Source organism: Neobacillus sp. NPDC093182 (genome assembly GCF_044754045.1).
The window spans coordinates 231,789-252,192 of the sequence record NZ_JBIVOI010000003.1 but is presented as its reverse complement, the minus strand read 5'-3'; the positions used below and the strand labels follow the sequence as shown (position 1 = coordinate 252,192).

Here is a 20,404-nt window from a genome sequence, read left to right as displayed (position 1 = left end):
AGATGATTCTTGCTCCCAAAGACCGAATAACCACTCCCCAAGCAGCTGTTATCGTCATCAATTTTATCCTTGGAACAGGGATCCTGACACTGCCCAGGGCGTCTGTAGAAAAGGTAAAAACACCGGATGTTTGGTTTGCCGTTATTCTAGGCGGACTAATCGCGATGATGGCTGGGGTTATGATTGTGAAATTAAGCCAACAGTTTCCCGAAAAAACCTTTTATCAATATAGTCGTATAATCGTAGGGAAATGGGTAGGCGGGCTTCTCAGTGTTCTTATTGTATGTTATTTATTAATAACTGCCGGGTTTCAAGTCCGTGCCATGGTGGAAGTAACAGGAGTATATTTACTGGAAGGCACCCCTTTTTGGGCAATCACTATGTCATTTATTTGGGTAGGTCTCTATTTGACCATTGGAGGCATCAACCCAATCGCCCGGCTGTTTGAAATTATATTTCCTATAACGGTTATCCTTTTTTTGCTGGTTGCCTTTATGAGTTTTGGAATATTTGAGATGGATAATCTCCGTCCAGTATTAGGATTGGGAGTCATACCTGTACTAAAAGGGGTAAAGACAACGGCTCTCGCATATACAGGTTTTGAAATCATGTTGTTCCTTCCGGCATTTATGATACATAGGGATAAAGCAGTAAAAGCTGTAGTAGTCGGAATAGCCATACCCTTAATTTTTTATGTAATAACCGTCATTATGGTTATCGGAGCGTTATCCGTCGATGGAGTGGTCACAAGAACGTGGCCGTCCCTTGATTTGATAAGAAGTTTTGAAATCCCCGGCTTAATCTTTGAAAGATTTGAGTCTCTGTTACTCGTAATATGGATCATGCAAATATTTGCTACATTTACCATCGCCTACTATGCGGCTGCTTTGGGTTTGGCTCAACTCTTCAAAAAGAATATTCATCCATTTTTGTATGGATTACTGCCGGTTATTTACATCATTACGAAAATGCCGAAAAATATTAATGACCTATTTAAACTCGGCGATATGCTTGGTAATGTCGCTCTTTATTTATTTGGTTTACTACCGTTGCTGCTTCTCATTGTTTCACGATGGAAGGTGGGAAAGCATGAAGCAAAGCCCTAACCATGTACGGTCACTCAAGGGTATACTTTCTATTCTATTACTCCTGTTTCTTACGGGATGCTGGAGCAGTCACGAAATTGAAGAAATAGGTTTAAGTGTAGGTTTGGCACTAGATGAAGGAAAAGAGTCAACTATTGAGAAAGAGTTAAAGGAACAAGGAGGAGAAAATAACCAAACAGAAAAAATAACCATGACTTATCAAATTGTTAACCCACAAGGAACAGCTTCAGGGAGTATAGGGGGGGGATCACAACAAAAACCTTTCTTGAATATTTCTGAAACCGGTGATTCTATCCATCAAATGATTCGCGAATTTTCATTGAGAAGTGATCGCCCCATATTCGGCCCCCACCTTAAAGTGATTGTTATTAGTGAGGATCTTGTACGTAAGTATAGATTGGAACAATTAGTTGATCAACAACTTCGTGATAATGAAATTAGACCAAGCTGTCTTGTGTTCATTAGCAAGGGGCGGGCAAATGAGGCACTAGAATCAAAAGAATCAGGAAAAATTCCAGCGTTCCGTTTGATTGGAATTTCAGATAATGAATATCGAACAACAAAGATTTTGCCCCCTATGTCACTCGCCAAATTAGAAGGCAAGATGCATTCAGGATCTAGTTTTCTTTTGCAAAATGTTATTCCGACGAACGGAGAAGTTAAATTTTCAGGAGCTGCCGTGATTACAGGAAAGACAAAAAAGCTGCTTGGTTTTTTGAATGAAGAGGAAATGGAAGGCTTAACGTGGATAACTGGAAAGGGAAAAGGCGGTTTGGTCAAAAGCTTTGATGAGGCGACAAATCAGCCAATCGTTTACGAGGTAAAGACAATGAAAAGTAAAATCATACCTCATATTAATGGTAACCACATCTCTTTTAATGTAAAAATTGAATCAGAAGGGCGTCTTTCTGAAAATTGGGTGGTTTCGGGGGGGACTACTGAAAACGAATTTTTAAAAAGGGCTGAAAAAACCGCTGAAGAAGAAGTGAAACGATTGGTAAATAATGTAGGAGAAAAAATGCAAAAGGATTACCAAGTGGACGTTGCCGGCTTCGGAAACCGATTGAGAATTGAACATCCAAAGGTATGGGAAAAAGTCAAAAAAGATTGGGACCAAACATTTAGTGAAGTTCTAATCGAATACAACGTGAATTTAACTATTATGGAATATGGATCGTCAAGCTTCAAAAATTGAGATGGTTGAGAGTAGTAATAGTTAGAAAAAAAGAGAAAAAAATAGTTATATGTAACAATAAAAATAGTAGAGATTATTCGTATAAGTAAATAACAATGAATACTTCACGATACCGTAAAGTTATATTGAAATAAAACTGTTAAACTAGAACTTTTCGGTATTAAAAGATGTCTTTTGTCGAAAAACAATGAAATATTTTGCACCCATACCTTGTAGGCTAAGTCCCTTTTATAGTACCTCATACATTTGATATTGAAGAAGTTGAAAAGGCTTCTTAATCTAACATGAAAAAAAGCTGCCTCGGCAGCTTTTTTCTGTTATTTCAATATCATATTCCTTTGCACTTTATAATCCGATTTGGCCCAATACCAGCGTTAGTCCAACCAAGGGCTAAGCAGATCTGATAAAAAATTGATTTTATTTATGTATTTTTCCGTATTTTTATGTAGTTCGTATTATAAATTAAATCTACATTCTTTATGAAAAACAAATGTGAAAACGCTTCATATTTTGGTTTGTTTCTTGGTAGGAAGAAGGATAACCCATAATGATGTATAAACAGATTAATATCTTTTAGGGAGATGTGTGAATGGAAGTAAAATATTGTAAAGAATCACGAGTGATTCGGACTAGTCGCGTATTCCCAAACGATGTAAATAATCACAATACCTTATTTGGTGGTCGGTTAATGAGTGATTTGGACCAAGTCGCCTCCATTTCCGCAGCGCGTCATAGTCGAAGGGAATGTGTAACGGCTTCAACAGATTCAGTTGACTTTTTACATCCCATTCGACCAACAGATTCAGTCTGTTTCGAATCCTATGTGACATGGACCGGTACTTCATCAATGGAGGTATTTGTAAAAATTATTGCAGAAGACTTAAAAAGCGGTGAGCGTAAGATGGCAGCGACTGCCCTCTTAACCTTTGTTGCACTTGATGAACATGGACGCCCAACGCGTGTTCCACAAGTCATTCCGGAAACAAAAGAAGAGAGAAAGTTACACGAAACTGCTCCAGAGCGAGCAACAATGCGCAAAGAAAGAAAACAAAAAAGTAAAGAATTAGCCTCATTTTTAACTACAAATTAGCCCTTGGATTGACAAGAGGAACAGTAATCTTTTATAGGGGGAATTTTTTATGTGGGTAATCACTGTCTATTCAAAGGAAAATACTTCGATGTTTGAATTTGACACGGAAAAAGATGCAAGGGAAGCTTTCAAGAATATTCAAGGATGCAAGATTCTTTCCGAGATTGTTTACTTTAATGATTATTTTGTTGCTTAGCTACTATTAAAGATCTTACTCATGTGGTTTGAGAATTTTTTAACTATTTGTTTACTAAAACAAATATCAATTAAATTAAGGAGCGACATATATGTCCACTTTACGTAAAGAATCATTAAAGATGCACAAGGAGAATCGTGGAAAGCTTGGTGTTCATTCAAAAGTTCCAGTGCGTAATGCGAAAGATTTAAGTCTCGCTTATTCTCCAGGGGTAGCGAATCCGTGCTTGGAAATTTATGAAGATGAAAGCAAAGCGTATGAATACACGATGAAGGGGAATCTTGTTGCCGTTGTTTCAGATGGAACAGCCGTACTGGGTCTTGGGAATATCGGCCCGCAAGCTTCCATGCCGGTCATGGAAGGGAAAGCTTTGTTATTCAAATTGTTTGCAGATGTGGATGCATTCCCGATTTGCTTAGGTACAACAGATTCGGACAGGATTGTGGAGGTCGTTAAATTATTGGAACCGACTTTTGGCGGAGTGAACTTAGAAGATATCGCTGCACCGCAATGTTTTGAAATTGAAGATCGGCTACGAAAGATATGTAATATTCCAGTTTTCCATGACGATCAGCACGGTACAGCTATTGTAACAGCGGCTGGGTTACTCAATGCTTTGAAACTAGCAAACAAAAAAATAGGAGAGATTCGCGTTGTCGTAAATGGTGCCGGATCTGCAGGCGTAGCGATTGTCAAGTTGCTGCTGCATATGGGTGTAAAAGACGTTATTTTATGTGATACAAAAGGAATTATTTATGAAGGACGCCCGTTTGGAATGAATCCATTTAAAGAGGAAATGGCTCGTATTACCAATAGAGAACTAAAACAAGGTACGCTGGCAGATGCTCTTGTGGGAGCAGATGTGTTTGTGGGAGTATCAGCCCCAGGTGTCGTCACGAAAGAAATGGTTCGTTCAATGAATCATAGTTCGATCATTTTTGCGATGGCAAATCCGGTGCCTGAAATCATGCCTCAATTAGCAATTGAAGCGGGAGCACTCGTAGTCGGAACAGGTCGTTCAGATTTTCCAAATCAGATCAATAACGTACTTGCATTCCCCGGTATTTTTCGTGGTGCTTTAGACGTTTACGCCAAAGAAATCAACGAAGAAATGAAACTCGCAGCCGTTTATGCGATTGCCGGATTAATTGCAGATGAAGATCTTTGCGCTGATTATGTAATTCCAAATCCATTTGACCGAAGAGTAGCGGCTTATGTAGCAGAAGCAGTTGCTAACGCAGCAATGGAAACAGGTGTTTCGCAAAAGCTTGTTAATGCGAAACAAGTAAAAGAGCGCATATTAGCGTTGGCAGAAGAAAAACAAACTGCTTTAGAATAAATCCATTTCCTAATTAAAGTTAAACTAAGGTCTCATACCATTCGTTTGGGCACATATTGACGAAAAAGTTAAAAGCCTGTATCAATTAGTAAAGGGGTCCGTTTTGAGGTGCTTTTTCAAAAATAACTGCTTAAATGACAGTTAAAATGGCAAAATTAATACGAAAAACTCGTCAGCTTTTTTAAAGATACATTAAATAAAGCAGAAAAGATGGTAAGGAGCAATATCCTTTACCATCTTTTTTTATCTATTAGGACGAATTAAATATGTCATAAGAATTTTCAACTTTTGCATTCTATCAAAAAACGATTTTTAAAAAATACAAGATTAAAGTAATAGTTTTTGCTGCCATACTTGGTAAATCGTTTAAGATTATATCCAGCCCCGGTAACGCGAAGCTTCAGCCGGTTTTCTTATGCCAACCATATATGCTGCTAAACGCATATCAACATGACGGGTCTGTGATGTTTGATAAATTTCTTCAAAGGAAGTGACCATCACGTTTCTCAGTTTTTCAGCAACCTCATCCTCTGACCAATAATATCCTTGATTATTTTGAACCCATTCAAAGTAAGAAACGGTGACACCACCTGTACTTGCCAGTATGTCAGGTACAAGAAGGACTCCTCTTTCATCCAAAATTTTTGTCGCTTCAAGGGTTGTTGGTCCGTTTGCTGCCTCCACCACAATCGCTGCCTTAATACGACCAGCATTTTGCGCTGTAATTTGGTTGGAAATGGCAGCTGGCACAAGAATGTCACATTCTTTCTCAAGTAATTCTTGATTGGTAATGACATTTGTAAATAAAGTTGTAACTGTACCGTAACTATCGCGCCGATCAAGTAAATAATCAATATCAAGCCCTTCTGGATCATATAGAGCGCCATGTGCATCTGATATACCAATCACCTTTGCTCCAGCATCATGCATGAATTTGGCTAAAAAACTTCCAGCATTTCCAAAGCCTTGAATCACGATTCGTGCACCTTGTAATTCAATGTTTTTTTTCTTTACAGCTTCTTCAATACAAATTGTCACACCGCGAGCTGTTGCGGTTTCACGACCTTGTGATCCCCCTAAAACAAGCGGCTTACCTGTAATAAAACCAGGGGAATCAAATTCACGAAGACGACTGTACTCATCCATCATCCAAGCCATAATTTGAGAGTTTGTATATACATCAGGTGCCGGAATGTCTTTTGTAGGACCGACAATTTGGCTGATAGCACGAACATATCCACGACTTAATCTCTCTAGTTCCCTAAACGACATGTTTCTTGGGTCACAAATAATACCACCTTTTCCACCGCCGTAAGGAAGATTTGCAATCCCGCACTTTAAACTCATCCAGATAGATAATGCTTTTACCTCTGCTTCATTGACTTCAGGATGAAAACGTACTCCACCTTTTGTCGGACCTACTGCATCGTTATGTTGCGAACGGTAACCGGTAAAAATTTTAATGGAACCGTCATCCATTCGAACTGGGATACGTACTGTGATTGTTCTAAGTGGTTCCTTTAGCAGCTCATATACCTCATCGTTATACCCTAAATTTTGAACCGCCTCTTTTATAATCAATTGAGTTGAAGTTAATAAATCTATTGTTTCACTTTCATTATTACATGGCTTTTGCACTTGATTAGTATTAACAAGATCTGTCATTTTCATTTTTTACACCTCTTAGTCTAAAATAGTTAACTTGGAGACTTTCCCTAATCATCCAATCGAATTTGTATTGCTGAAGTAATCGGCTTTGGGAAATCCCCACCTCCGTAAATCCTAAAAAATAAATCAACAGGATAGTAGAAAGGTATATGAACTCTTGTTTTCTTCATCTACTTTTCTCAAGATCATTCTTAACTCTAAATACTAAAATATTAAGCGCTTTCACATTTCCTTAAAAAACATAAGTTTACTTTATAGTAGAAACTACATAATCATACGGAAAAATACAAAAATAAAATAAATTTTTAAAAAAGAATTCCCTTTTGTATCGGTATTATATAAGAACGATTGTCCTAAAACCGATTACCTAGACTATATAACTATTAAAATCGGTAATCCCAATGACGCCAATGACATCGCTTATAATGGGGCCATTATTCTGGATGAAAATGGCGAGATCAGTGAACAGGAAATTTTTGTACATGACCGCTTATTGAGTTTCTGGGAATTATGTGAGGGTGAAGGTTTCTACGCACATTTTTACGAAGGAGATACATTACTCGTTCCAAAAGAATTTTTTAAATTTAGAGATATCACCATCAGGAGTAAGCAAAGCTTCGTCACTTTTAAAGCTAAGTGAGAAATACAACATCCCTGTCTCCCAAATCGCAGCGATTGGAGATAATTTTAATGATTCCCTGATGCTGAAGGCAGCAGGACTTGGAATTGCAATGGGCAATGCACCAGATAAAGTAAAGGCACTGGCCGATCAGGTGACGGGAAGTAATCAGGAAGCGGGGGTTGCTCAGGCGATCCGAGGTTATTTATTATAGAGAGCCTCCATAAGCGTGATGAAAGACAAACCGGGAGAAATCTCAATGAGATTAGTCCTTCATAAGTGTGATGAAAGACAAACCGGGAGAAATCTCAATGAGATTAGTCCTTCATAAGTGTGATGAAAGACAAATCAGGAGAGATCTCAATGAGATTAGGGGAATTTGTCAGAATGCAGGTGTCATTTGGACAAAGTGATCGCGGATAATGCCTTTGTGGCGGTGGCATTGATCACATTAGGCGGTCAAATTGCTTATTTATAAATTAAATCTATTTCCAAAATAGTTATCTTTTCCTCGCTCTTCAAGCTGGTTCTTTCCCCAATGGTTGGGCTGGGCGTTATTTTACTGCTTCAGATTGAAGGTACCATTGCACAGGCTTTATTTATATCAAGTGCATTTCCGTCCAATCGGAGTGCATCTTTACTAGCATTAGACTATGATAACTATCCTGAAATCGCTTCATCAATTGTCATTCTCACAACTCTATCTAGTTGTTTTACGGTAGCTATAGTTATTTACCTTTCTAAACTAATATTTCCGTAATTTAAATCACTAGTTCAAAAAATAGTTAATAAACCTACAAGTAAATTGACTTTAATTATTGGTTTAACATCGCTTTTCATCGGGATTACCATATGGTTTATCCCGATGACTTTTTCCTTTTCACCGGAGCACTTTGACTGGATAAGGGGATTGCGATTGGAAATGTTCTGTTACAAGCTGTTGTTAATTCTACTGATACCTTTTCATAAAAACTATTATTCTGTCAGTGGCAGCACATTATCAGCCTTCCAATAAACCATTATCTCATCTTCTAAACCAATTGTATTTAGCTTAAACTGTTCTGAAGGCATTTCAATTTCAATGGTTTCACCCGTTGAAAAGACCCCTGTAATCTCTACACTGGTACCGCGGTAGATAATCGATTGGACTTTAACCATGGCCTTATTTTCATACAAGTCCGGGTTATTTGGGTTAATTACGATCATATTCGAACGAATCCCAATCATCTTACTCTCAGGGTCACCAGTGGAATGTGTTATGATGGTTAGACCGCTTTTGGTAATAAACACGTTGTCTTCGAAGTAGCCATCAAAAAAGTTCCGGATTCCTACAAAGTCAGCAACAAAATGTGTCTTGGGCGTATCGAATACTTCTTGCGGACTTCCAATTTGACGAATGCTTCCTTGCTCTAGAACGACAATTCGATCAGATAGAACAAGGGCTTCTTCTTGGTCATGTGTTACAAAAATCGCCGTCAAGTCTAGCTTTTGCTGAAGTTCTCTAATTTGATTGCGCATGGCAATTCTAAGCTTTGCATCTAGATTACTTAGCGGTTCGTCTAATAAAAGGAGACGAGGCTTGACCACAATCGCACGAGCCAGCGCAACACGCTGCTGCTGACCGCCAGAGAGTTGACGCGGGTATCTTTCGCTGAATTTCTCGAGATGCACCATTTCCAAGGCTTCATTCACACGCGTGCGTATCTCATCTTTTGAAAGTTTCCGCATTTTTAACCCAAAAGCGACATTATCGAAAATGTTCATATGAGGGAATAGGGCGTAGTTCTGGAACACTAACGCCGTATCTCTTTTATTGGCAGGAATTCGGGTCACATCTTTACCGCCAATGAATATTTGTCCCTCATCAGGCTGCAAAAATCCCGCTACCATACGAAGAGTGGTACTTTTTCCACAGCCGCTAGGCCCGAGAAACGATACCAGTTCTCCTTTTTCAATTTTTATATCCATATCTTTCACAGCTAATGAACCGCCGAATTTCTTTTTAACATGGTTTAATACAACCTCAGCCATAATGACCCTCCTCTAAAAAACCTTACTTAATCCGACAAAGCGGTCAGCTATGACCATCAAAATGCCAACAATAATAATCTGTACGGTTGAAACAGCCGCAATTAACGGGTCAAGTTTCCAGAAAACATAATTTAGTATTTCTATTGGCAATGTACTTTGACCAGGACTAACAAGCATTAAACTAAGTTCCAAGCTGTCAAAAGAAAAGATAAAAGCAATAATTCCAGCTGCCACCAGCGAGGGACGAATGGAAGGCAAGGTTACATACCAAAAGGCTTGAAATCGGCTTGCTCCTAAATCAATGGCAGCTTCTTCTTGGGATTTATTGACTCCCTGAAGCCCCGCTGTCAGTAATCGAACAGTCCAGGGAATGGTTATCACAAAATTAGCTAGAATCAATGACCACGTGCTTGGGACAAAATTGATTCCAAGGATTTGTCCTAAGTTGAACATAAAAATGTAAATGGCAATACCAGTAATAATCGCAGGGACAACCAATGGCGATAGGAATAACGATTGTAAAAGTTGTTTCCCTTTAAATTCATACCGAGTAATCGCGATAGAGCTTAAAAGCCCCAAAGCCAATGAGATTACCATTGCAATGAAAGAAACTCTTATACTATAAAGGAAAGCATTTAAAAAATTTTCTTGTTCTAATAATTTTCCGTACCACTGAAGGGAGTAGCCTTTTGGTGGAAACATGATTGCAGAAGAACTAAAAAACGATATCCAGACCACCATCACAACTGGAAGGAGCATAAAGGCGAAAATAAGAAAGATACCTGCTTTTGAGAAGACCCGTGAAACAATCGATTGACTCATCCTTTTACCTCCGTTCCCGCTGCACTTGTTTTACCAGTAAATTTCTCCATAATCATTAAGTAGACAAGCGATAAAGCTAATGTAAAAACGATTAGAATGAAAGCCATTGCTGCTCCCATCGGCCAGTTTGATGCTTGGGTAATTTGGGAATACAGTGCAGGAGCCATCATTTGTACCTTTGGGCCGCCAATCACGAGCGGGGTTGTATACGAATTCATCGAAAGGACGAATACAAACAGGGTTCCAGCCAAAATTCCAGGCATACCGAGTGGTAAAACAATCGATTTCATAACCGTCCAGCGTGAAGCACCAAGGTCGTAGGCCGCTTCCTCAAGGGCAGGATCAATTCGCTCCAATACGGATTGCAGGGTTAACACCATATACGGAAGAACCACATTCGTTATAGCGATAATGACAGAAAGTGGAGTTTGCAATATCTGCATAGGCTCTTGAATGAATCCGAGTGACATCATCCAGCGATTCACCAGCCCTGAACCGCTAAACAGGGCAATCCAGCCGACATTTCTGATCATATTTCCAACCAATAATGGAAAGACGATGAGCATAATAATCATACTTTTTCTCTTAGATTTCATCCGTACAAGGAAATAAGCAACGGGGAAGCCTAAAACGAGTGAAAGCAGAGTGGATGATAAGGAAATATAAAAGGTACGCCATAGAATATTTAAATAAAAAGGATCTGTCAGGAAATTTTTAAAGCTCTCAAGCGTCCACGCCGTCTTCATAAACTGACCAGGGACAAACTCATTCAGACTGCTTCTTAAAAAAATAATGAGAGGCAGTAAAAACATGAGCGTAACGATTATGGTAGTGGGACCCATTAAAGGTCCCACTACTAAAGCCTGATTATTTTTCTCAATGTTACTCTTCACAAATACCCTCTCCTCTTCTAAATTTGTTTGGATTATTTAGAGAGTATTTCTTTCTCAAATTTTTCTTTCCATATAGCATTGTTCTCGGCAATATATTTCAAATCAGGTGCTTTAATTCTTGCTGCCTCATCCTCAGTAAAATCAATCGTTTTCTTCAACTCATCTGATAAATCCGCATTATCAACCGTTGGGGCATAGCCCATTTTTTCTGCAAATCCAGCCTGACCCTTTTGATCTAACATGGCATTCATATAAGCATAGCCGCCATCAGGATTTTTTGCATTTTTTGGGATAGCTGCTCCAAATACTACACTATATGAGCCTTCCTTTGGTACGACATTACCGAGTGGCTCGCCGCCTGCCTGCGACCATTGAACGGCACGAGAGCGATAAGAGATACCCAAGGTGACTTCACCTGTTTGTAATGCTTGTCCTAGTTCTTCTTGCGTCGCATAAATTTTAGGCTCCATGTTTGTAATTTTCACCAATGTTTTCCAAGAATCTTCCCAGTCACTTGTATTATTTTTGCCATCTACTGCAGCAGCAGCGTATAGCCAGCTGGTCCATAGGGAATTTAGAATTCCAACCTTCCCTTTGTACTGCTGGTCCCAAAGAACCTTCCAAGAATCTGGAGCAGGCTTGACTTTATCTTTGTTATATACAATGACTGACGCACTGTAGATATGTGGTATGAAGTAATCATTTTTAATAGTCGAACGAACATGAGAGGCATTTGCCATCTTGCCATAGTCCAATTTAGTAAGCAAATCATCATTGATTAATTCTTGGAACTCGTAGTCAGCTTGATGGACAACATCATACGTACCTGATCCGGACTTTTCAGCACGCATTTTTGTCATCCGTGATGTTTCATCACCGGTAGCATACACCACTTTTAAATTAGGCTGGTCCTTAACAAGTGCACTATCCACATTTTCCTTTAATAATTGTTGATAGTCACCTCCCCAAGTTCCAATGACCGCCTGACCGGTATTGCCCGAAGTTCCGTTTGAACCACCATTTTCCTTCGATGTCTTTTCTGTTGATCCTGCACCACAAGCAGATAGTAAAAGTGCGCCCGTAATAAGAATGGAAAGTGAACCAACCTTAAATTTTCTCATACCAAAACCCCGCTTTACATTTTTTTGTAAAAAAACAGTTCAACAACTCATAGTTATTTTTCAATCATGATTACCAAATTTATAAGGTTAGTATATCATCGGCATAATATTTACCGCAATCTAAATATTCAATAAATTTAGAAAAATGTTTCGCTCCTCTGAATTCTTTTTTCCGTCCAAAAAACGCCTATTAAAATGAACACTCCGCCAGCAATTAATCTCCATGTTATCGATTCACCTAGTAATCCCATCGAAAACAAAACACTAAAAAGAGGTAAGGTATTTAAATAGGCACCTGCGGTTGGAGCGGAAATATACTTTAGGGCTTGGTTCCATAGCCAATAGGCAGCAATGGTAGGAACAAGTGCTAGAAATAGGATACTAAGTGCTGCTTTCCAGCTAAAGAAATGGTGGTCATATCCAAAAGCATCACTAATGACAGCCGGCAGCATCATCACAGCCCCAAGGAAAAGGGTTAAAAACGTAAACATTTCATTGGATAGCCTTTCCTCACCCTTTGGTCGTTTCATCAGCACAATATAAATCGCCCAAATAAAGCAGCTTAAAAGAATGACTCCGTCTCCAATAAGAGAACTTTTTTTTACTTCCATGCCTGGATTGAAGGTAATCACCAGGACACCTGCAACCCCAAGAAACAAGCCGCACCACTGAGAGGCAGAGATCTGCTCTTTCAGGTACAAAGATGAAAGCATTATTGTAAAAAGTGGCAATGATGCATTAAGAATGGAAGCATTTACTGCACTTGTCATATTTAGTCCAATGCTGCTAATCATAAAATAGCCAACCACACCAGTAAAAGAAAGAACCAACATGCGCCCCCAGGGAATCTTTGGTTTATCTTTGTTACGACTTGTTTGCCACCAAACTATAGGGGCTAAAAATAAGGATGCAAGAAGTAAACGTAAAAACGTTACGGTGAACGGCGGGAGCGCTTCCATGGCCCACTTTGTTGGTGGAATCGTCGTTCCCCAAAGCACCATAGCACCCATCAACATCGTGATATGCTTATTCACGTTTTTCACTCTACTTTTTTTAGTATTTTCGCGAGCTTCCTGCAATCGCGGGTATTTTTCCCAGTTTCTTCTATTAAAATAGTAAGTGCTCTATTTCCCTGGGATACTCGGTAATCGAGAAGCTTCCGGTTTTGGATAAAATCACAGTATCTGAATGACGGTATCCGCCGAGACCTGGGACATAAATACCCGGTTCTATTGTGTAAACCATTCCCTCTTCAAGGATTAACTCATTGTCAAAACGCAAATATGGCTCTTCATGTTCTGATAATCCCAGCCCATGCCCAACTCGGTGATTGACATAATCACCATATCCGGCCTTTTTAAATACTTGATAGGAAACGTAATCTACCTCTTTGGCAGTAATGCCTGGTCTAATGTGCTCCATGGCAGCTTGTTGTGCCTCAATCGCTAATTTTAACAGGTCCTTTTGTTTATCTGAAGGAGTTCCCACAAAAAAGGTCCGTTCATTTTCTGCTCTATAGCCGTTAAACCATACTTGACGGCTATGGACGACCACATCTCCAGCAGCAAATTTCCTAGTGCTTGAATAGAGATGGGGCATTTCACTCCGTTTTATTCCTGAACAGGTCCAATTAGCGTAACCTATTAGTTCATCCGGGTATTCCCTTGAGGCAATTTCCAATAGAAACTGATCTCCGTATGAATCAAACTCCAGCTCGCTAATGCCGACCCGCACATTTTTGAGAGACTCTCCAATCGCATGGTCTGACAGCTTGCCCGCAATTTTCAGCCGTTCAATCTCTTCCGGGTCCTTAATGGTCCGCATTTGGGTGATTTTATTACCTATATCGACTACCTCAAAGCCGAAACTACTAAGGTAAAGGTAGACGTTGGAAGGAAGGGACCCCAACTCAACGCCAACCCTTGTACCGGAAGGATATTTGTTTAGTATCTCGGTTAAATGGTCCTGATAGGAAATTTCTTGTTTTCCCTTATCCAGCTGTTCATGATATACATGTAGATGATCTACATTCGCCTTCTCGCGTGCATGCGCTTCCTCAAGTCCCGGAATAATTAACTCGATTAAGCTTTCTCTGATAAGGGTAACAATTGGGCGCGAGTAGATAATTGCCCGGAAGCCGCTAAGATAGTATTGATTATCCGGATCCCAAATAAGAGAGAGCTTTATCCCTTTTTCCTCCATATATTGTCTAATCACTTGCGTTCTGCCAGTAAAATTCAATCCAATCACCTCACTAATTCCTTGAAATCAAACTAAATCGCGCGGTATTTCCGTCTTCCATATCTTCGTGAAGACCTGTTCTTCATTGTCAAATGCGGTCAATTCATTTGTGAGGTAAAACATTTCAGCATCGGACGACATTGTGCTGACACTTTCTAATCGGGTCTGCCAGTCACCCCGTCCTACCTTCATCGTCCATTCGCAGCGTACTTCTGCAGATAATGGGTCGCCTTCTTTGATGGTGTATATATTGCGATTGGTACTGCCGTATTCAATCCCTGTCTTAGGCAGCATCCGCTCACCCTCATCCGAATAATCATCCAATTTCCAGATTCCATTAATCAAATCGTGTTCCACTTTCCGAGTCCGTTTTTCCTCTCTCAGGATCACCCGTTCCATGACGGCGGCTGTTTCCGGTACACTAAACGGCGGCAGTTCCTCATCTCTTTTTTGCGGCGGACGTACAGGTAATACAAGACGAGTTTTTTCTCCTGTGAAAACGGTCAATGTGACTGGCTCAGGAGACGGCCAGGCATGCGGCCAGTAAGTTGGTGATAGGGCCAATTGAATGCGATGGCCAACAGGCAGTGAATAACCATTGGCATTGAGACGAACGGCTATTGTATAACGTTTACCGGGAATCAGCGGCTGAGGGAACTCATGGCTGTCCCGATGGGTTAAATTAAGCATTCCCCAGCTTATTAAGGTAGAAGATCCGTCTGGTGCTACATCGCATAGACGTGCAGCAAGGATTGCATTCGGCCGGTTAGAGGAAAGCTCCACGTTTACTTCGGGGAAACCAAGGATTTCCATTGTTTCTTTCAATGGTTCGGTTGCAAAACAGATTGATTTGGCATCCTCTATACGTTGATCAGAAGCAAAATCTCCCGGCTGGCCAAACGGACACCAAACACCGGAATAGAGTCCATGCTCCTGTATACTGGAAATTGTTATTGATTGCTCATTTGGTACAAGGTTTTTTGTAAGTTTCTTCTCATCAAGCCAAAAGTCAACGGGTTTAATATCGGGAGACGGCCATACAGTTTCTGCCACCCAACGGCCAGGGCTGACGGAGTAGTCGACTTTCGGCGGAACACTGTCTTGGATCCAAGCCCTTAGCAATGGTTCTTCCATGATACCGGTGTCCTTACCGTTTAACCACTGGTCCCACCAGCGTAAACATTCCTGTAAAAAGCCGATGGCCGGACCTGGAACAGCCACTTCAGGGTATTCGTGTGTCCAAGGACCGATAAGGCCTTTTTTCGGTCCCGGCAGCCCTTCGAGCAGGCGAAGGACGGCATTCGTATAGCCATCAGCCCAGCCTCCAACAGCAAATACCGGGATATTAATGTCGGAATAATTCTCACAAACGGAACCGTGTTTCCAATAGGCATCACGCCGCTGATGCCGGACCCACTCTTCTACATATGGCGGTGTTTTTTCCAATCGTTCCAGCCACGATGAACGCCAAGACTCTCCAACAATTTGCGGGTCAGCTGGCCGGCCGTTATAGACCAGCATGGTCGAAGCCCACCAAAGCATATCCGAGGCGAGAAGACATCCGCCCATGTAGTGCACATCATCTGCATAACGATCGTCTGTTGAACAAAGAGTGATGATTGTTTTAAGGGCAGGATGCCGGCGCGCCGCCACCTGCAATCCGTTAAATCCGCCCCACGACTTACCAATCATTCCAACACTCCCGGTCGACCATGGCTGTGAGGATATCCAATCGAGGACCTCTAATGCGTCGTCTTGTTCTTGTGGTAAATACTCATCATAGAGAATTCCATCAGAATCACCGGAACCGCGTAAATCAACACGAACACTCGCATATCCATGCCCGGCAAAGTAGGGATGGCGGATAGAGTCTCTCAATGCTGTAAAATCATTTTTACGATAGGGGATATACTCCAAAACGGCTGGAACCGGATTTTGTTCTGCATTCTCTGGGAGCCAAATTTTGGCCGCAAGACGAGTTCCGTCTGACATTGGAATCCAGACATGCTCAATTTCGCGGATCGTGTACGGGAACTCAGTCTTAATGGAAAGAGACTCATCACGAACATTGAAAACCATAGTAAAACCTCCTGTTTTTTTTCAAATTTTACTAGTATCAGATCTTGTTGTTCTAACTCTATCATTCATGTTAAAATACAGGGGAATGATTGATAATCATGATTATTTTATAATTACGGATATTTTATCACGCGTATTAATAATTAACAATATTAAATTTTCTAAAAATTTTATATAATGAAATAACAAGAGATATAGGGTAGGAGGAAATCAAGTGAATAAAAAAGAAATTCAGATGGGCAGGATGTGGAAGTATTTCGTTGAGGCAACAGTCGAAATTATTGAGGAAGAAGGACTTGATAAAATTACCATCAGAAAAGTGGCGGATAAAGCGGGCTATAATAGCGCCACACTCTATAATTATTTTTCTGAAGTCTCTCATTTAATCTTTTTTGCCTCGATGAAGTTTATGAAGCCTTATACCGATGAAGTGGCGGTTTATATGGAAAGAGGAAAAAATTCGCTTGAAAAGTATTTGTTGGCATGGGAATGTTTTTGTAAGCACTCCTTTCAGAGTCCGCAAATCTTTCATGCCGTTTTTAATTCCGATTTAGGTGAGCACCCGGAACAGATGCTAGAGCATTATTATAATCTTTTCCCTAATGATTTAATCAATATTCCGGAGGAGTTAAAATCGATTCTTCTGGAACGAAACATGTCTAAACGGGGACGGCCAGTTCTTGAGACAGCTGTAAAGGATGGCTTTATTAAAGAGAGTAATGTTGATGCCATTAATGAACTGACCATACTTATCTGGCAGGGGATGTTTACCAATATATTAAATAACCGCAAACTCTATACTCCTGAGGAGGCTACACACATTACTATGAAATATATTAAAGAAGTCGTACTTAATGAAGCAGTTTTTCAATTTTAAAATAGGTCAACCAGGTATTCTAAAATCCCAATTGGCTGCTTAAAATGGCAGCAGAATGAAATCATTCAGCTGCCTTTTGTAGTTTTATACTAACTGCACCCAACAGGTAAATCAGTTACAGATACTTTAGTTGGTTTTCTAGTAACATACAAAACGATGGAATCATTTACTTCTTTTATTTCGTATGTTTTGATTTTTACTTTTGAACTAAATAGTGATTGACCTGTTTCCATATCAAAGCCCCATCCATGTAATGGACATCTGACAACTTGGTTATGGCAGCCATACTCATATTGATGTGGCTCTGAATCTTTCATTGCACCAGATATTGAGCCAAATTCCAGCGGTGCCCCTTGGTGTGGACATCTGCTTTGAAAGCCATAGAGTTTACCGTCCGAATTAACAATAACAATTACATTGTTATCAAGTGTAACCACCTTACGCCTTCCAGGAGATAGTTCTGCTGCAGAACAAACAATAATTTGATTAAGGGTCCCAGTGCTCATGTTATTCCCTTCTTTCCCAAATTAAAATCTATATGTTTTTAATGCATTCTCATAAAATATTTTCTTTTTCAAATCCGCCGGAAAATGGGAGAATATCTCTGTACTATATTCTCCATCCCAATGTGGATAATCACTCGAAAATACAAGCATATCCTCAGCTTTAATCATTTCAATAATGGATAAGATATCCTTTGGACGAAATGCCTCTTCAAATGGCTGAGTAGCAAGACGGATATTTCTCCTAATGTATTCACTCGGCAGCATTTTTACCCAAGGAATTTCATCTCGAAGCGCTTTCCAATCTTTATCTAAACGCCACATTAAATGCGGCATCCAAGCAAAGCCATATTCTACAAATACAACTTTTAAATTAGGAAACCTCTCAAATACCCCTTCACACACTAAACTCATAATTTGTCTTTGAGCAACTAGAGAAAGGGATGTATGCCACTCCATATAGGTTGAGGCTGGTCCAATAAATTGTGCAGGTGCATATTCTCCGGAACCTTCGGAATCAGGATGAAGGACTATGGGTAAACCATACTGTTCTGCAATCTCGTAGATGGGCCAAAAATGGCGTTTTCCTAAAGGTATATTGATATTTTGTAAGTTAATCCCTACAACAGCAGGATTTTTCCCAATTCTCTCAATTTCCTTTACAGTACCATCTGTATCAATTGTTGGGACAACCATATCAATTTTATAGCGGTTGTCGGTATTTCCCCATTTATCAATCAACCAATCATTACAGGCAGAGCTGTACGCAATTTGGACATCTACATTATGATATGAACTCATTGTCCCGTGTCCAACATTTAAAATACCATAAGTCGTATTAAAACGATCGAACAAATCCTTTGCTAAAAATACTGGGTCTGATCCAGGAACACCACCGTCAGGGGTCGCAGCGTCAAGACGCAGCACATGGTTCGGGTTGTGATATCTAGTTTTAGGGAAATCAAAAGCACCAGCGGTTTGGTTTTTTAAAAAATGATTGCTAAATTTGCCAAAGTTCATCATTTTATGCAGCCATTCATCAGAATAGGGGATGAGTTCATCCAATGAACCTAGAAAACAATGAACGTCACAATCAATTAGTGATACATCTTTGTTAATGTCTGATTGGCTTTTTTCAATTGAAGTTAACATGGTCAACACCTCTATTAATTTATTTAGCGGGAATGGGAATCAGGTCAATTCCACTTTTTCACAGACCCATAAAACAAATGTAGTAGTAAATCGCACTTGGTGAACTAAATCATATTATGAACATGTTCATTTTATGAATATGATAATATCATAGCTTTATAGTATAGGCAATCCAAAATTTTATTTATTATAAATTTTCTGTCTATTAACATGCTTTAAGATAATAAAAAACCCAGCTATTTTTTTGGAGGATAGCTGGGTTTTAGTAAAGGTTTATGTGGGGGTTTATTGGAGATATTTAAAAGTTATTTCACGAATATAGTTCATCGTCACGGTGGTAGCTTCTTCAGGTGTATAATCTAAACGATTATTTAGAATGGTTGTCAGCATTCCTTTCCAAAGAAAAATGGTAATTTCATTTACTGTTTCCATATCTTCCATGGTTAAAATACCTTCGTCAATAGCTTCCCGTATCATCGCCCGGCTTCTTTTAGAAAGATCATGCTCCAAAACTAGAAATTTAATATCTTCAGGTAACTCGACTAAATCATTTCTAAACACAGTGTAGTACTGCTTTAATAATTGATTTGCCTCCTTTCCCAAATCAGCGATAAAAATGGCATGATAAATCTGTGGATTATTAAAAGAGTGTTTGCAAAAGCACTCCCAGGTTGATAAATATTTCTCAATCGGGCCTTTCGCGTTTTCGATATAAAGAGTTAGTTCTTTTATATAGGGATTTAAAAATCGCATCGACGCAAAAAAAATCAAGTGGGACAATTCATCAAAATAGTTATAAATAGTAGAGCTAGTGTATCCGGCAATGTCACCAATCTTTCTTGCGGTTACATTCTCTACTCCTTCCTCCTCTATAATTTTGGCCGTTGCATCCACAAAAAACTTCCACATGCGCGCCATTTGAATCTCTTTCTTATTCAATGAAAACACAACCTTATTTTTTATAATCAAACGAAAATTAGATAAATGGTATATTCTGATTTTACACTAAATCTTTCTAATCTTGAAACCTAACAAAATCCTCAACAAAAACTTCTCTTAAATACTGGATGCTTTTTATATTTAGAAGGGAGTTTGCGCTCAGTTATAGTTGCAGAAAAAGGGGAAAGCCCTAAAAAGGCTGAAGCTGTCTGGATGCCTGTCCCATTCGGACAGAGCAAGCTTTGGAAAAGCAGAATCTGTCAGAATAGAGGTCACATTCGGACAGAGCAAGCTCTGGAAAAGCAGAATCTGTCAGAATGGAGGTCACATTCGGACAGAGCAAGCTCTGGAAAAGCAGAATCTGTCAGAATGGAGGTCACATTCGGACAGACAGCCGCCCGAAAAAGCAGAAGGTGTCAGAAAGCAGGTTCCATACGGACAGAGCAAGCTTTGGAAAAGCAGAATCTGTCAGAATAGAGGTCACATTCGGACAGAGCAAGCTCTGGAAAAGCAGAATCTGTCAGAATGGAGGT

General features: G+C 39.7%; 20 protein-coding genes. 9 read left to right on the top strand and 11 right to left on the bottom strand.

The genetic code is table 11. The features are described 5' to 3' along the window. Positions 1 to 2 precede the first annotated feature (2 nt). The 5 genes from ACIQAA_RS08535 (at position 3) to ystJ (ending at position 4,926) form a co-directional block, all read left to right on the top strand. Positions 3 to 1,106: a spore germination protein gene (locus ACIQAA_RS08535; RefSeq protein ID WP_402617673.1), complete on the top strand. Its 1,104-nt coding sequence runs from the start codon at positions 3 to 5 to the stop codon at positions 1,104 to 1,106. After that, complete coding sequence (locus ACIQAA_RS08530; RefSeq protein ID WP_402617670.1) at positions 1,090 to 2,301, top strand: Ger(x)C family spore germination protein; 1,212 nt, start codon at positions 1,090 to 1,092, stop codon at positions 2,299 to 2,301. The genes ACIQAA_RS08535 and ACIQAA_RS08530 overlap by 17 nt, the downstream gene beginning before the upstream one ends. A gap of 589 nt (positions 2,302 to 2,890) precedes the next feature. Beyond that, positions 2,891 to 3,391: an acyl-CoA thioesterase gene (locus ACIQAA_RS08525; protein WP_402617667.1), complete on the top strand. Its 501-nt coding sequence runs from the start codon at positions 2,891 to 2,893 to the stop codon at positions 3,389 to 3,391. A gap of 49 nt (positions 3,392 to 3,440) precedes the next feature. Then, on the top strand, positions 3,441 to 3,587 hold the full coding sequence (locus tag ACIQAA_RS08520; RefSeq protein WP_402617664.1) for a hypothetical protein: 147 nt from the start codon (positions 3,441 to 3,443) through the stop codon (positions 3,585 to 3,587). Positions 3,588 to 3,678: 91 nt separating this feature from the next. Then, entirely contained in the window at positions 3,679 to 4,926 is a 1,248-nt protein-coding gene (gene ystJ, locus ACIQAA_RS08515) for an NADP-dependent malic enzyme (RefSeq protein WP_402617662.1), read from the top strand. 372 nt (positions 4,927 to 5,298) lie between these two features. Here ystJ and ACIQAA_RS08510 read toward each other — a convergent pair whose 3' ends face one another. Continuing rightward, complete coding sequence (locus tag ACIQAA_RS08510; protein ID WP_402617659.1) at positions 5,299 to 6,597, bottom strand: Glu/Leu/Phe/Val family dehydrogenase; 1,299 nt, start codon at positions 6,595 to 6,597, stop codon at positions 5,299 to 5,301. A gap of 515 nt (positions 6,598 to 7,112) precedes the next feature. Here ACIQAA_RS08510 and ACIQAA_RS08505 point away from each other — a divergent pair. After that, the gene (locus ACIQAA_RS08505; RefSeq protein WP_402617657.1) at positions 7,113 to 7,427 is read left to right on the top strand and encodes an HAD hydrolase family protein; all 315 of its coding nucleotides are present in this window, start codon (positions 7,113 to 7,115) and stop codon (positions 7,425 to 7,427) included. Between the two features lie 264 nt (positions 7,428 to 7,691). Then, entirely contained in the window at positions 7,692 to 7,973 is a 282-nt protein-coding gene (locus ACIQAA_RS08500) for an AEC family transporter (protein ID WP_402617899.1), read from the top strand. A 215-nt stretch (positions 7,974 to 8,188) separates the two neighbouring features. Here the strand turns inward: ACIQAA_RS08500 and ACIQAA_RS08495 are convergent, their stop codons facing one another. The 7 genes from ACIQAA_RS08495 to ACIQAA_RS08465 form a co-directional block, all read right to left on the bottom strand. After that, complete coding sequence (locus ACIQAA_RS08495) at positions 8,189 to 9,244, bottom strand: ABC transporter ATP-binding protein (RefSeq protein WP_402617653.1); 1,056 nt, start codon at positions 9,242 to 9,244, stop codon at positions 8,189 to 8,191. A gap of 12 nt (positions 9,245 to 9,256) precedes the next feature. Then, positions 9,257 to 10,066, bottom strand: coding sequence for an ABC transporter permease (locus ACIQAA_RS08490; protein ID WP_402617650.1), 810 nt, complete (start codon positions 10,064 to 10,066; stop codon positions 9,257 to 9,259). Then, a complete protein-coding gene (locus tag ACIQAA_RS08485) occupies positions 10,063 to 10,959 on the bottom strand; it encodes an ABC transporter permease (RefSeq protein WP_402617647.1) in 897 nt (298 codons plus the stop codon). Before ACIQAA_RS08485 ends, ACIQAA_RS08490 begins: the two co-directional genes overlap by 4 nt. A 32-nt stretch (positions 10,960 to 10,991) precedes the next feature. After that, positions 10,992 to 12,080: an ABC transporter substrate-binding protein gene (locus tag ACIQAA_RS08480; RefSeq protein ID WP_402617645.1), complete on the bottom strand. Its 1,089-nt coding sequence runs from the start codon at positions 12,078 to 12,080 to the stop codon at positions 10,992 to 10,994. A 137-nt stretch (positions 12,081 to 12,217) separates the two neighbouring features. Further along, positions 12,218 to 13,114, bottom strand: coding sequence for a DMT family transporter (locus ACIQAA_RS08475; RefSeq protein ID WP_402617642.1), 897 nt, complete (start codon positions 13,112 to 13,114; stop codon positions 12,218 to 12,220). Between the two features lie 73 nt (positions 13,115 to 13,187). Beyond that, on the bottom strand, positions 13,188 to 14,330 hold the full coding sequence (locus ACIQAA_RS08470; RefSeq protein ID WP_402617639.1) for a M24 family metallopeptidase: 1,143 nt from the start codon (positions 14,328 to 14,330) through the stop codon (positions 13,188 to 13,190). Between the two features lie 18 nt (positions 14,331 to 14,348). Next, a complete protein-coding gene (locus ACIQAA_RS08465; protein ID WP_402617637.1) occupies positions 14,349 to 16,400 on the bottom strand; it encodes a CocE/NonD family hydrolase in 2,052 nt (683 codons plus the stop codon). A 214-nt stretch (positions 16,401 to 16,614) separates the two neighbouring features. On the opposite strand from ACIQAA_RS08465, the gene ACIQAA_RS08460 reads away from it, so the two are divergent. Continuing rightward, positions 16,615 to 17,277 (top strand): TetR family transcriptional regulator, encoded by a 663-nt coding sequence (locus ACIQAA_RS08460; protein WP_402617635.1) that lies wholly within the window; start codon positions 16,615 to 16,617, stop codon positions 17,275 to 17,277. 89 nt (positions 17,278 to 17,366) lie between these two features. Here the strand turns inward: ACIQAA_RS08460 and ACIQAA_RS08455 are convergent, their stop codons facing one another. From ACIQAA_RS08455 to ACIQAA_RS08445, 3 genes are all read right to left on the bottom strand, one after another. Continuing rightward, complete coding sequence (locus ACIQAA_RS08455; RefSeq protein WP_402617632.1) at positions 17,367 to 17,783, bottom strand: Rieske (2Fe-2S) protein; 417 nt, start codon at positions 17,781 to 17,783, stop codon at positions 17,367 to 17,369. Positions 17,784 to 17,804: 21 nt separating this feature from the next. Continuing rightward, the gene (locus tag ACIQAA_RS08450) at positions 17,805 to 18,932 is read right to left on the bottom strand and encodes an amidohydrolase family protein (protein WP_402617629.1); all 1,128 of its coding nucleotides are present in this window, start codon (positions 18,930 to 18,932) and stop codon (positions 17,805 to 17,807) included. Between the two features lie 285 nt (positions 18,933 to 19,217). Further along, complete coding sequence (locus ACIQAA_RS08445) at positions 19,218 to 19,880, bottom strand: TetR/AcrR family transcriptional regulator (protein WP_402617896.1); 663 nt, start codon at positions 19,878 to 19,880, stop codon at positions 19,218 to 19,220. A gap of 144 nt (positions 19,881 to 20,024) precedes the next feature. Between ACIQAA_RS08445 and ACIQAA_RS08440 the strand changes: the two genes are divergently transcribed. Next, a complete protein-coding gene (locus ACIQAA_RS08440; RefSeq protein ID WP_402617626.1) occupies positions 20,025 to 20,348 on the top strand; it encodes a hypothetical protein in 324 nt (107 codons plus the stop codon). Positions 20,349 to 20,404: the final 56 nt, after the last annotated feature.

Coding starts and splice junctions, on each gene's coding strand:
- ACIQAA_RS08535 (WP_402617673.1), top strand. CDS start 3: ATGATTCTTGCTCCCAAAGACCGAATAACCACTCCCCAAGCAGCTGTT.
- ACIQAA_RS08530 (WP_402617670.1), top strand. CDS start 1,090: ATGAAGCAAAGCCCTAACCATGTACGGTCACTCAAGGGTATACTTTCT.
- ACIQAA_RS08525 (WP_402617667.1), top strand. CDS start 2,891: ATGGAAGTAAAATATTGTAAAGAATCACGAGTGATTCGGACTAGTCGC.
- ACIQAA_RS08520 (WP_402617664.1), top strand. CDS start 3,441: ATGTGGGTAATCACTGTCTATTCAAAGGAAAATACTTCGATGTTTGAA.
- ystJ (WP_402617662.1), top strand. CDS start 3,679: ATGTCCACTTTACGTAAAGAATCATTAAAGATGCACAAGGAGAATCGT.
- ACIQAA_RS08510 (WP_402617659.1), bottom strand. CDS start 6,597: ATGAAAATGACAGATCTTGTTAATACTAATCAAGTGCAAAAGCCATGT.
- ACIQAA_RS08495 (WP_402617653.1), bottom strand. CDS start 9,244: ATGGCTGAGGTTGTATTAAACCATGTTAAAAAGAAATTCGGCGGTTCA.
- ACIQAA_RS08490 (WP_402617650.1), bottom strand. CDS start 10,066: ATGAGTCAATCGATTGTTTCACGGGTCTTCTCAAAAGCAGGTATCTTT.
- ACIQAA_RS08480 (WP_402617645.1), bottom strand. CDS start 12,080: ATGAGAAAATTTAAGGTTGGTTCACTTTCCATTCTTATTACGGGCGCA.
- ACIQAA_RS08465 (WP_402617637.1), bottom strand. CDS start 16,400: ATGGTTTTCAATGTTCGTGATGAGTCTCTTTCCATTAAGACTGAGTTC.
- ACIQAA_RS08455 (WP_402617632.1), bottom strand. CDS start 17,783: ATGAGCACTGGGACCCTTAATCAAATTATTGTTTGTTCTGCAGCAGAA.
- ACIQAA_RS08450 (WP_402617629.1), bottom strand. CDS start 18,932: ATGTTAACTTCAATTGAAAAAAGCCAATCAGACATTAACAAAGATGTA.